We start from the raw sequence: 11,628 nt of genomic DNA, 5'->3' as shown, positions 1-11,628 counted from the left end.
TATCCCCGAAGAAGTGTCGGAGGGGGACTTGCCATGACGAGCTTGAAGCGTGTTCTTTTCGCCGGATTGCTGGCCGCTGTCCCGGTGCTTCCGGCCGCGGCGCAAACGCCGGTGGCCAACGGGGCAAGCTTTGGCGACTGGCAGGTGATCTGCGAGGCGCCAGCCATGAACCAGACCGTCTGCGCGATCAAGCAGACGCTGACCTTCCGCGAAACCGGCGCCCTGCTGGGCGAGGTCGTCCTCCGCGAGGTGACGGTAGAGGGCGAACAGCGGACGCTGATGGTGCTGAATACCCCCACGGGGATGTTCCTGCCCATCACCCCGGGCTACCGCATCGACGGCACCGAAGGGACCCTGCCCCTGCAATGGCGCACCTGCAGCGACCGGGCCTGCTCGGCCTCGCGCTTGCTGACAGCGGACGAAACCGCCGCGCTGCGCCGGGGTGTGCGCATGATCATCGGCTACCGCCCGGTGAACCGGGAGGAGGCGGTGCTGTTCAACGTGTCGCTGAAGGGGGTAACGGCGGGTCTGAACGCCCTGACGCAATAGGTGCGACGGCGCTGGTCAGAGGATGCCCTGGTCGCGCCATTCCAGAAGCTGCTGCTTGCTGACCTCGAAATGCATGCTGTCCTCGCGCGAGAAACCGGCACCCCAGACCCAGCCTTCCTCGTGGAAGTAATCCGCGATCAGGATCAGCCCAAGCTGCGTGCGCCCATCGGCGAAGGTGTCGAGATGCCCCTGAATGTTCACATCCAGCGCAAGCCCGAACGCGTGGGTGGAGGCCCGCCCGACCGTGCCGCGGATCTGACGCACGCAAAGCGACCCTGAACTGTCGATCAGGCTGTAAAGATCGGGGTCGGAGTCCTCGATCCGCTGGAACACGCGGCGCAGGCTGTCGATGGCCGGTTGCAGCATGTTCACGCGGATCGGCCCGACCTCCTCCAGCTTCAGCAAGTCCTTCAGCTTGGCGTTGGTCATCGGCTCGCACTGGTCGCTCAGCGCCTCGCGCGGCTTTCCGAACATCTCTTCCAGAAAGGCCGGGGTGGCGACGGTGATGCCGCGGTTGACGTTCTGCCGGTCGGCGATCAGCACCACCTTGGCATAGGCGTCGAGGATCGCGTTCGGTCCCTCTTGCCGAAAGGTGGTGCGGGGCCGGTCGGACGCGGGCGGCGAAGCGCGGCTCTCCTCAAGACTGCGCAGCCGGTTTTCAAGCTCTTCGGTGCGGTCTTGCAGGGCATCGATCTGGAAGCGCAGGCGCTCCAGCTCGATCCGCGCGGCGCTGTCCACACCTGCGCCGCCGCCCACGGGCAACGACAGTTTCGGCAGAAACAGCAAAGCAAGAAGAGTGGCGGCGATCACAACGATCGCGCCTATGATCCACGGGACGGCCCGCATATGGGCGGTTTCGGCCATATCCCTCAAACGACATCCACGACTATGGCGGATATATTGTCGGTGCCCCCGCCTTCAAGGGCGCGTGAGACCAGCTTCTCGGCGACCGTCTCCATCGGTTCGGCGCGCAAGACGGCGGCAAGGTCGGCAAGGCCCAGATGCTTGGTCAGCCCGTCCGAGCACAGAAGGAACCGGTCGCCCGGGCGCACATCGCCGCGGATCTTGTCCAGCTCCAGCGGGTCGCCGACGCCCACGGCGCGGGTGATGACATTCGACTCCGGGTGCCGTTCGGCCTCTTCCCACGTCATCGCGCCGGACAGGACCAGATCGGCCAGAACCGAATGGTCGTGGGTCAGCATGTCAAGTTCGCCATCGCGCAGACAGTAAAGCCGACTGTCCCCCGCCCAGAACGCCGCGAAATGATCGTCGGTCAGGATCAGCGCCACAACCGTGGCCCCGATCACGCCGCGGGCACTGCGTTCGCTTTCGGCCAGGATCTGGGCATGGGCGTCATGGATCGCCCCGCGCAGGGCCCGCATCATTTCCTTGGGCCCCATATCAGGCGGAAGGGCGGCCACCGCCGCGGTCACCGTCTGGCTGGCGAAATCGCCAGCCTCATGCCCCCCCATTCCGTCGGACACGACCCAGATACGGTGGTCGGGCAGCGAGAGGATGCTGTCCTCGTTGATCTTGCGCACGCGTCCCGTATGGGTGACCGCGCTGTGCCTGAAGATCGTCAAGCTGTTCTCCCTGTAGGCATAGACACCGTCCATCGCGCGTCCTCCGGATCGAACAGGGCTGCCATGTCGTCGTCTTCGGGCAGTCCCGGCATGGTCATCAGACGCCGCCCCGGCCCGAAAATGCAGGACCACAGGCTGAGCGGCGCCCCCTCCTGCGTCAAGGTTAGGGTCCCGGCAAGCGCCCGGGCAAGCCCGCCGGCATCGGGCGCCTCACATAGAATCGCCGACCCTGACATTGCTGCAACACTGTGACCGGGCACCTCTGGCGCGGGAACGACCTGCAACCGTGCAGCGAGTGCGGCGCTGTCGGTGCTGTCTTCAAGCGCATGGAGAGCGGCCTCCTCCAGCGCCGTGAAACAGGCATCAGAGGCAAGGTGCACCGAAACCGATGTGGCCGCCGGCATGGCGGGCAGGCGCGCGGCCAGCGTCAGGGGGAACTGCCGCCCGACCCGGTCGACCGAGGGCATCGTCACGCCAAGGAACGGATCGTCGTCCAGAAGCCCCGCGGGCAGGGTGAAGCGCCAGATCGGGGCGGACATGTAGCACGCCGTCCACCGCTCCCCCAGCCGGTCACGGGCCGTGGCCATCGCCGATTGCAGCCACCCGTCCCAGCCCCGGGTGAACCCCGGGTCCAGACCGATCCTAAGAAAATCCCCCATCGCGGGGATCTTGCCATAGGCGCCGAACTCCACCGTCATCAGAAGCTCTGCGGGCAGCTGAAGCGGGTCAGGCTCGGCAGGGCGAAGGGGTTGGACAACGACCCCGCCTGAATCTCGAAGATCGCGATCCGCCCGCCGACATTGAAGGTCACCCGCGTGCGGTCCGCCGCGTTCGTGGGCCGCACCGCCGCCGCGTCGAGGATGCGGAACAGCGCCCATGACCCATCGCGCCGAAGCTCGTTGACCGAGTTGCGCTTGGGCCGCCGGAACTCCACCTGGCTCAGACCGACCGCGCCGGGCCATGTGATCGCAAGGGGACGCGGATCGGCGCGCTGGCTGAATTCCACCTTCTGGCCGTCGATTTCCCATGTCACGCTGCGGGCATCGGGGTCCAGCGCCTGCGGCGTCACCTGAAACCGGATCTGCGGCAACTGGCTGCCGGTGAAGAACGCGTCGCGGATGGCCGCAGCGTGCTGCATCTGCACCAGCACGTTTTGCGATATCCCCAGATCGCCGCCGTTGACCTCTTTCCAGGACCACGGATTGGTGGCGGTGTTGACATATTGCGCCAGCGTCTGGGTGAAGAAGCTGTCGATCAGCCCCTGCGGGCCAAAGAGCCGCCCGAAATCCTGCATCGGCGCCTCGGTCCGCGCGCCGCGCTTGAACGGATAGGTATTGCCGGTGACCTGCAGGCAGGTGGGCAGAACCTCTGCCTGCCACTTGGCGCTGATCGCCGCGCGGGTCCCCCCCACGGTGACATCGGTCGACCCCACCGCGATCTGCGCCGCCCAGCGCTTCATCGGCCCTTCCAGCCGCCCGGCAGCGGCGCGGAAATTGACCAATGCGGCACTGCTGGCGCCCAGATCCGACACGCCGCCCGCGATGCTCATCCGGTTGAGATCGTCATAGACCGAGGCCAGAAGCGAAATCAGACTGTCGAGTTCGGAGGGCTGACCATCCTGGCTTGAGACAAGCTCATCCAGCCACTTGAATTCGTTCTGGACATAGGTGCCCGGGGGCGGCGGCAGGCCATCGGGCCCCGGCGGGCGGGTCTTCTGCACCTCTTCAAGGAAGATACGGCTGTTTGTGCCGAGCCGGTAAAACACCTCGCGCCCCGCAACCTTGCCCGCGGCCCCGACGACCTTGCCGGCCTTGCCCGGCGCCTTTTTCGGCGGGCCGCCCTTGGCCGCGCTGTCGCCGTCCTCCAGCGGTTCGGCCAGCCGGGTTTCGAAATGTACCGCCGTCAGGATGTTGGCGATCGGCGATGCCGGTCCGGAAAGGATCTGCGTCACCTCTACCGCGCGCGACAGATCCTTGATCGGGATGATGTCGATATCGCCCAGCAACTGGTCATAGGCCAGCACATAGTCGGTATAGTAGAGGTCCAGCACATCGCGGCTGAGCGCGATCAGCGTCTGGTCGCTCTGCTGGTCCTCGACACTGGCGCCCAGAACCCAGCTTTCGCCCTGCACCCGGGCCGCGACATTCACCGCCTCGGTCAGGAAAACCTCGTTGAAGCCGCGCCGGGTGAAGATGCCCTCGACCCCCTCGTTCAGCTTCGCGCCCGAGGGGCGGGTCATCGCGCTGGCCAGTTTCGGCCCACCGATATCGGTCAGCCGGAAATCGGGCAGCGCCTTTGCCGCGTCGCTTTGGATGATGCCGCTATAGACACGCTCTGCCAGCGGCATCCGGGTCAGCACGTCCTGCACCTGCGCCACAAGGTCGGCGTTCAACTCGATCCGCTCCATCGGTTGGGCCAGCAGCGCCGCAAGATGACGGTTCAGCGCCTCCCGCTCGCCTTCCAGCGAGGCGCCGGGGAAGCTGGTCAGCCAGTCATCGGCCAGCCACGCGGCGACATAGTCGCGGTCCATCGGCCCCAACTGGCCCAGCATCAGATAGGTCTTCAGCGCGTCGTACAGGAAATCGGGCTCGTTTATGCTGCGGCTCATCTGCTCTTCCAGCCGCAGGATGATGCGCGGCAGGAAATGCTGGTTCAGCGCCGCGCGATAGGATTGCCGCGCGTGGTTGCCGATCCGGTCCCCTTGATACAGCCCCCAGCCAAGGCCCGTGGGGCGCGCGGAGTCGCTGTCTTGCCCGGGGAAACCGGCCGCGATGTTCAGCGCTGGCACCACCTGAATGATGTCGCTGTCGGATATCGGGCTGGGCGGCACGCCCGCGCCGGTGCAACCGGCCGCCGTCGCAAGCTGCACGGCCTCGGGCGATTCATCGGACTGCGCGGCCCCGGCGCCCCGCACCGCGGGCACGCCCTCAATGCAATAGCGATAGGCGGCGATCTGGGTCAGCGTCTCGGCCGCCAGCGCCCGGTTGCCCAGATAGCTGCGCGTCCACATCGCGCCCAGCCCCAGCGTCACCAGAACCGCGGCGGCAATGGCCAGCCGCTTGCTCCACCGATAGCGGCGTTCGACCTTGTCATCGGCACTGACCAGCCCCGCCTCGCCGAAGATGACATCGGTAAAAAGGTCCGTCAGGAAATAGGACAGCCCCGTGCCCCGCCCCGAACCGATGGCCTGCCGCCCGATCCCGAAGGTGCGCGCCATGCCCATCATAAGCCGGTCGATGGGCGTGCCTTCCTGCGTGCCCGAGGTGAAATAGACTCCGCGCAGAAGCTGTTTGTGTTCATAGCTGTTGTCCTGGAACAGCTCTGACAGGAATTCCTCTGCCACCGGTTTCAGCGAGGCGACCTGAGAGGGGAAGGAGGCGATCAGCGCCCGGCGCTGGGGGTCCTGCTCCTCCTGCATGCGCATCAGGACCTGTTCGTTCAGGCGGTTCAACAGCGCGTCGAATTCCGGCTCCAGCGCCTGCCAGACCGGGGTCTTGTCGCGGCCCTTGGGCAGGGGCAGCGTCACGCCCCAGACCTGCGCCAGCCCCTCCTTGCCGAGCCGGTCGAAAAATTCGGCAAAGCCCGCCACAAGGTCGGCCTTGGTGAACAGCACATAGACCGGGAACCGCACGCCAAGCTGGCTGCGCAGTTCATGCAGGCGGCGGCGCACGGCCTGAGCATGGGCCTTGCGCGTGATCTCGTCCTGGTTGGACAGATCCGACAGGCTGATCGCCACCAGCGCGCCGTTGATCGGCTGGCGCTGGCGCTGGCGTTTCAGCATCTTCAAAAAGCCCTGCCACGCGGCGTTGTCGGCCTCGGCATCGCTGTCCTGCGTGGTATAGCGCCCGGCGGTGTCGATGATCACCGCCTCATCCGTGAACCACCAGTCGCAATTGCGCGTACCGCCGACACCGGCCAGCGCGGCCTTGCCGAATTCATCCTCCAGCGGGAAGTTCAGCTTTGAATTGGCAATCGCGGTGGTCTTGCCCGCGCCAGGCGGGCCGATGATCACGTACCACGGCAGATCGTACAGCCGCTTGCGCCCGCCCTTGGCCCCGCGCAGGGTTTTCAACGCGCGGCGCAGCTTGTCGCGCATCTCCACGATTTCTTCCTGAACATGGGCGTCGTCCAGCGCGGCGTCCTCGGCCTCGTGGGTGATTTCCTCGGCGATCTTCTCCTCGCGCTTGCGCCCGGTCAGCAGAACGATCAGGATCACGATCAGGGTGATCAGCCACAGCACCGCCAGCCCGATCAGCCGTCCCATCACGGTGTCGAAGGGCCGGGCCTCTCCAATCGCCAAGAGCGGGCCGACCAGCCATATCCCCAGCGAGAAGATCAGTGCCACGATGATCAGGATCCCGATCGTCGAGGTCACCGCGTTCCAGACGGCCTTCATCAGTCAAGCCCTCCCTGCTGCACGCCCTCGCGCAGGAGAATGATCTCGATCCGCCGGTTCTGGGCCTTGCCCGCCGCCGTGTCGTTGGTGGCGATCGGTTCGCTGTCCGACCGGCCCTCGGCGCTCAGCCGCGAGGGGTCGTCCACCATGCCCGCCAGTTTCTTGCGCACCCGTTCGGCACGGGCCAGCGACAGCGCCATGTTGTCGGGATAGCGCGCGGTCCGGATCGGGTCGCTATCGGAATGCCCCGCGATCAGGACCGGGCCGGTGGTGCTTTCGTTCAGCGCCCGGGCCACGGCCTCCAGCGGCTTTTCGAATTGCGGCTGCAACCGGTCGGACCCGGGCGCGAACATGTTCGCCCCGTTCAGCCGGACCGTGATGGTATTGCTGTCCTGAAAGGTGGTGACCAGCCCCGCCTCCACGGCCTCTTGCAGAAAGCCGGTGACCTGTTCCAGTTGCCGGGTGTCTTCCTTGACCACGGGGGGCGGCAAGGCCACCGGGGCCGGCCGGTCCAGCTTGGCCACACCCGGCGGGTCAAGCACGGCAAGCTGCCCGGCGATCCCTTGCGTGGACAGCCCCAGGATATAGCTGAGCGCCAGGAACGCGCACAGCAGCACGGCGCTGAGCACGCCCGTCGCAATCCAGACCGGCTTCCACGCCGAAAGCGGCCGATGGGGTCGTTTCACCCCTTCCCAATGGGGGGACAAATCCTGCGGCGGGTGCCCGCGCTGCCCGGAAATGATGCGGTAGAGCCCCAGCAGGATCTCGGCATGGCGGTCGCGGCCGCCCTCTTCCACCCTCAACCGGCCCTCGAACCCGAGCGACAGGCAGGTATACAGGAATTCCAGCAGTTCGATATTGTTCGCCGGGTCCTGTTCCAGCCGGGCCAGCAGGTCGTAGAACCGGTCGCCGCCCACGGTTTCGCGGTGGAAGGTCGCCACCATGCTTTGTTGCGCCCAACTGGACTCTGCCGCCCAGGGCGTGTTCAGCACGATATCGTCGATGGTCGCGCACAGGGCATATCGCGCCACGCGCGCCTTTTGCTGGTCGATGCCCGCCTGCAGGGCGCGGCTTTCGAACGCCCGGATTTCCGCCACGACGGAACGGCGCAACTCATCCGGGTTGGGATGCTGGGCGCGGTTGCGCACCCGGCCGATCAGCGCAAACAGGTTCGCCGCCGCCGCGTTCAACGCATTCGGGCCGGTCATCGCGGCGCCAAGTTCGGCCAGGGTGCCGGTGCTGGCGTCCTGCCGCGGGGCCGGCGGGGTGGTGTTCGGCAGCGGTTTGGGCGGGCCGGGCTGGGGGGCCAGAACCGGCCGCCGCCCGGCGGGGTTGGGACGGATCACCGTGCGTTCGTTGTCGTCTGGTTCGGCGAACGGATCGTCGTCAACCATGGAACCGTCTCCCTGTGTTGCGCATGCCGTCCCGGCCTAGCCCTGACGGATCGCCCAAAGCTCCATCTTCAGCCCGGGATATTCCCCCGAGACATGAACCGCGATCCCGCCCGAGGTGGTCATCTTCCCCCAATAGGGGCTGTTCGCATCAAGCTGGAAATAGACATTGCCCGCGGCATAGGGGATCTGGCGCGGCGCGACCGGCAGCGGGGTCAGTTCGATCCCCGGCAGGGCAGAGTTCACCAATGTCCGGATCTCCTCCACCGGGCCGATCTTGGCATGGCCGGAGAAATGGCGGCGCACGGTTTCCTCGGCCATGTCGGCACTGACCGACAGAACGAAGCTGGCATTGCCGATCAGCTTGCGGTCGGCGATCAGCCCCACCGAGATCCCGTATTTCCGCGGGTCGAGCGGGATCGACACCGCCGCGGTTTCCAGAACCGCCGACAGATAGGTCCGCAGCTCCCGGATCGGGGGGCCGAAACAACCGGTCAGGTCGTGATGCTGATAGGCAAGGAATTGCGGCGGGTGCCGTTCGGCGGCCATGAAGCTGGCCAGCTCCCCGGTCAGGCGCAGCAATTCGGTATAAAGCCGTTCGGGATGCAGGTTTTCAAGTTGCGTGAAATGGCGCACCATCGGCAGCGCCCGGTTGATCACTTGAAGCAGCAGGAAGTCCTGGATCTCGGCCGTGCCCTTGACCGCACCCGATTGCGTCAGCCGTCCGGCCAGCGCCGTCATCCGGTGGGTCAAAAGCCCCTCAAGCTCCGTCAACAGCCCCGACAGAACGGTCGAGGCGCGCACATCCATCACCGAGGGGATGAAGCCGGAATCGAGCACGATTTCCTGGTCCGGGCGAACCTCGATGATCTTGGCGATTGGGATCACCAGACGGTCGGCCAGATCGTCGACCGCCAGCGCGAATTGCAGCCGCATCTTGCCCACCGCCAGCGTAACGGGCGTACGCGCGGTGCCCATCGTGTCGGTGACTTCCTGCTCGCCGGGGCGCAGGCGGGCGGCGGACAACTCTGCCCCCGAAAGGTCGACCTCCATCGCGCCCTGCCGCCGCGCAGGCACCGACAGGTAGACGACGCAATCCTTGATCGTTGCGGGCACGTCCAGCGCGGGCGGGTGATCCTCCGCATCGGGGACGCGGAACACGGTGCCGTCCTGCGTGAGCCCGGCGCAGGATTTCACCGCGAACTGCCCGATCTTCAGCGCGTCGCGGTCGATCTCGAACGCGCTGACACCCCAGGCATAGGGCGTCAGACGGTGCGCCAGCCCCGCGACCAGCGCACCGGTATGGCGATCCTGCTGCTGAAAGTGTTGCGGCTGCAGGAACAGCCCCTCGGTCCAGAGTACCTTGCTGTCCCACGACATCGTCTAGCGCCTGCCTCCGTTTCGGGCCTCGGCCTTCAGCCGCTGCAACTGCGCCTGATAGGCCCGGGCGAATTCCCTTGCGAACAGCTCCTGGAAATCGGTCTCGGCCTGCTGGGCGATATCGGCGTAAAGCTGTTCATAGGCTTCCCAGTAGCGCGCCTTGCGGCCCTTGAACATCGCGCCGATGCCGCCGGGATCGGTGATCTTGGTCTCAAGCTGCTCCGGCGACAGCTGGGCCAGCACGCCTTTCAGCGCGGCCTCCATCCCCGTCACCATCGCGATCTGGTGCGCCTTGATATCGTCCAGCGCCTCGTTCGCCGCATCCTCGGGCGGCTGGAACCCGCGGGAGGGTTTGAGCATCCCCTCCATCGCCATGTCCGGGGTCATCGAGAATTTCAGCGGGCTGTTGCCCTGCGCCGCGATCATCGTCGTCTCGATCCGGAACTCCGATTTCAGGGCGCTGCGCGCCAGCAGCACGTCGCGCACCCCTTCCACGAAGATGCGGAAGATACGGCCGACACGGGCCATGACCACGGATTCGTCCTCGGGCGCGACCGCCAGTTCCGGCATGTCGGCGGCAACAAGGAACGTCTCCATCAACGACCCACCGGTCATTTGCGTGGCCCCGGTCACCGGCAGGGAGTGTGAGCCGGGCGCGGTCATGTCCGCATGGCCGGGCCAGTCGCCGGGCGTGGGGGGCTGCGTCGACTGCGGCGGCCGCGTCACCGCCCCGGGGTCGAGAAGATTGTCCCAGTCATCGGGGATTTGCGGCGCCTGCGGCTGTGGCGGGCGGAAGGCATCGCTGGTGGCGGGGTTGTGCTGCGACATCGCCGGGCCGTCCGGCATCGCCGACGGGCCCAGCAGGTCATCGGCATCAAGCGGCGGCAACAGGCCGTCAGCACCGGCACCCGCGTCGTCCAGACCGGGGCGCGTGACGCTGCCATGGCCTTTCGGCGACCGGCTTTCGCCCAGCAGATCGTCAAGGAAATCGCCATTGTCCTGGGTGTCGCTCGGCCCCGCGATGCCCCCGAAGGGATCGACCTTGCCCGGGGACACCTGGGTTTCGCCAAGCGGGGGCAGGTCGCCCGGGCCGGGCGCAGCCTCGGACGCCAGATCGACCACCAGTTCATAGCTGCCGATGCACAGGATATCCCCGTCGTTCAGCGGTGTCGGCGTCAGGCCAAGAGGCACCTTGCCATAGTTCAGGAAGGTTCCGTTGGTGGAAAAGTCGATGACCACGACATTGCCGTTCTGGTCCTCGATGGTGCAGTGGTTCTTGGACACGACCTTGTCGGGGTCGGGCAGGACAAGATCGTTGTCTTCTCCTCGCCCGATGGTCATCGATTTACCGACCATCGGCACCGGACGGGCGTCGCCGGGCATGGTCCCCGTGGACTGGAACTTAACAACTACGGACATTCAGTATCAGCCACCTGTAATGACAGTGGGGGCGCCCATGATGATCGTGCCCCCCATGGAACACATATCGCCCATGCGCGCGGCCGGGAGTTTCTGGATCATGACCGTCATGGAGCCCCTGACGATCGGGTGCGGAAAAGGCGGCGGGGGCGGCGGCACGAACATCGACATGTCCGTCACACGCGCGGCCGGCAGATTGCACACCAGGACGGTCACGGCACATGGCGGCAGGATCGGCATCGGCGCGCCCTTGGTACAGGGGCCGGTATGCGGGTCGGTCATTCTTGCCTGGGGTGGCATGTCTCAGCCCTCCGCCGTCGTTGTTGCGCCCTTCGGCTTACCATTGCCGCCACGCGCAATGTCAAGGGCGCGGTCGATCAGAACGTCGGCCGCCTCGGGGATCGGCAGCCCGAGTTTCTGCAAAGCCATGATATTCATCCCGAAGGCCGCCGCCGCGGCACCGCCCGGCGGCGCCGACATCTCTTTCATTTCGCCCGGTCCAAGCGTGCCATCGGCATAAAGCGCCGTCATCGCGCACAGCGTCAGGTCGTCATCGGTATCGGCGGCGTCCAGCGCCTGCTTGACCGCGGCCTGGGTTTCATCGCCCGGGCGGCGCACCCAGTGTTCGGCGGTGCTCAGCGTCAGGGGCACCTCGGCCGCATCGGGGCCGATGATGTCGCGCCCGGCCAGACAGGCCCACCAGACCCGTTCCCGCCCCGGAAGCGCCACGGACATCAGCCGTAGCATCTCCACGAAGGCGCCGGCCTTTTCCAGTTCCGCCAGAACGGCCGGCACGCCGGCACTGGCCGGCAGCTCCGTCTTGGTCTGCAGCTTGGTGTTGGCCGCTGCAAGCAGCCGCATCGCGGGCTGGTCGGGGATCTTCTTGAGATTGGCAAACCGGTCTGACATA

The 11,628-nt window shown here is 66.4% G+C and carries 10 protein-coding genes; 1 reads left to right on the top strand and 9 read right to left on the bottom strand.

From position 1 onward, the window contains the following. Positions 1–33: 33 nt before the first annotated feature. Positions 34–549 (top strand): invasion associated locus B family protein, encoded by a 516-nt coding sequence (locus RGUI_RS14370; RefSeq protein WP_081534132.1) that lies wholly within the window; start codon positions 34–36, stop codon positions 547–549. Between the two features lie 15 nt (positions 550–564). Here RGUI_RS14370 and RGUI_RS14365 read toward each other — a convergent pair whose 3' ends face one another. The 9 genes from RGUI_RS14365 to RGUI_RS14325 are packed head-to-tail and all read right to left on the bottom strand — an operon-like array spanning position 565 to position 11,627. Beyond that, positions 565–1,413 carry a M15 family metallopeptidase gene (locus RGUI_RS14365; protein WP_253798441.1) on the bottom strand — a complete coding sequence of 283 codons (849 nt, stop codon included), beginning with the start codon at positions 1,411–1,413 and terminating at the stop codon, positions 565–567. A gap of 5 nt (positions 1,414–1,418) precedes the next feature. Then, positions 1,419–2,132, bottom strand: coding sequence for a PP2C family serine/threonine-protein phosphatase (locus RGUI_RS14360; RefSeq protein WP_253798438.1), 714 nt, complete (start codon positions 2,130–2,132; stop codon positions 1,419–1,421). Beyond that, positions 2,129–2,830 carry a type VI secretion system-associated protein TagF gene (gene tagF, locus RGUI_RS14355; protein ID WP_081534126.1) on the bottom strand — a complete coding sequence of 234 codons (702 nt, stop codon included), beginning with the start codon at positions 2,828–2,830 and terminating at the stop codon, positions 2,129–2,131. The genes RGUI_RS14360 and tagF overlap by 4 nt, the downstream gene beginning before the upstream one ends. Next, the gene (tssM, locus tag RGUI_RS14350; RefSeq protein WP_081534123.1) at positions 2,830–6,528 is read right to left on the bottom strand and encodes a type VI secretion system membrane subunit TssM; all 3,699 of its coding nucleotides are present in this window, start codon (positions 6,526–6,528) and stop codon (positions 2,830–2,832) included. The genes tagF and tssM overlap by 1 nt, the downstream gene beginning before the upstream one ends. Then, a complete protein-coding gene (icmH, locus tag RGUI_RS14345) occupies positions 6,528–7,922 on the bottom strand; it encodes a type IVB secretion system protein IcmH/DotU (protein WP_081534120.1) in 1,395 nt (464 codons plus the stop codon). The genes tssM and icmH overlap by 1 nt, the downstream gene beginning before the upstream one ends. A 36-nt stretch (positions 7,923–7,958) precedes the next feature. After that, on the bottom strand, positions 7,959–9,299 hold the full coding sequence (gene tssK / locus RGUI_RS14340) for a type VI secretion system baseplate subunit TssK (RefSeq protein WP_081534117.1): 1,341 nt from the start codon (positions 9,297–9,299) through the stop codon (positions 7,959–7,961). A gap of 3 nt (positions 9,300–9,302) precedes the next feature. Continuing rightward, complete coding sequence (tagH, locus tag RGUI_RS14335) at positions 9,303–10,718, bottom strand: type VI secretion system-associated FHA domain protein TagH (protein WP_081534114.1); 1,416 nt, start codon at positions 10,716–10,718, stop codon at positions 9,303–9,305. A 6-nt stretch (positions 10,719–10,724) separates the two neighbouring features. Beyond that, the gene (locus RGUI_RS14330; RefSeq protein WP_253798435.1) at positions 10,725–11,000 is read right to left on the bottom strand and encodes a PAAR domain-containing protein; all 276 of its coding nucleotides are present in this window, start codon (positions 10,998–11,000) and stop codon (positions 10,725–10,727) included. A gap of 21 nt (positions 11,001–11,021) precedes the next feature. Then, positions 11,022–11,627, bottom strand: a complete 606-nt coding sequence (locus RGUI_RS14325) for a hypothetical protein (protein WP_081534108.1) — start codon at positions 11,625–11,627, stop codon at positions 11,022–11,024. Between the last annotated feature and the right edge of the window lies 1 nt (position 11,628).

This window comes from Rhodovulum sp. P5, assembly GCF_002079305.1.
Taxonomy (GTDB): domain Bacteria; phylum Pseudomonadota; class Alphaproteobacteria; order Rhodobacterales; family Rhodobacteraceae; genus Rhodovulum.
This window is presented reverse-complemented; position numbering and strand designations above follow the sequence as displayed.

Coding starts and splice junctions, on each gene's coding strand:
- RGUI_RS14370 (WP_081534132.1), top strand. CDS start 34: ATGACGAGCTTGAAGCGTGTTCTTTTCGCCGGATTGCTGGCCGCTGTC.
- RGUI_RS14365 (WP_253798441.1), bottom strand. CDS start 1,413: ATGGCCGAAACCGCCCATATGCGGGCCGTCCCGTGGATCATAGGCGCG.
- tagF (WP_081534126.1), bottom strand. CDS start 2,830: ATGACGGTGGAGTTCGGCGCCTATGGCAAGATCCCCGCGATGGGGGAT.
- tssM (WP_081534123.1), bottom strand. CDS start 6,528: ATGAAGGCCGTCTGGAACGCGGTGACCTCGACGATCGGGATCCTGATC.
- icmH (WP_081534120.1), bottom strand. CDS start 7,922: ATGGTTGACGACGATCCGTTCGCCGAACCAGACGACAACGAACGCACG.
- tssK (WP_081534117.1), bottom strand. CDS start 9,299: ATGTCGTGGGACAGCAAGGTACTCTGGACCGAGGGGCTGTTCCTGCAG.
- tagH (WP_081534114.1), bottom strand. CDS start 10,718: ATGTCCGTAGTTGTTAAGTTCCAGTCCACGGGGACCATGCCCGGCGAC.
- RGUI_RS14330 (WP_253798435.1), bottom strand. CDS start 11,000: ATGACCGACCCGCATACCGGCCCCTGTACCAAGGGCGCGCCGATGCCG.
- RGUI_RS14325 (WP_081534108.1), bottom strand. CDS start 11,627: ATGTCAGACCGGTTTGCCAATCTCAAGAAGATCCCCGACCAGCCCGCG.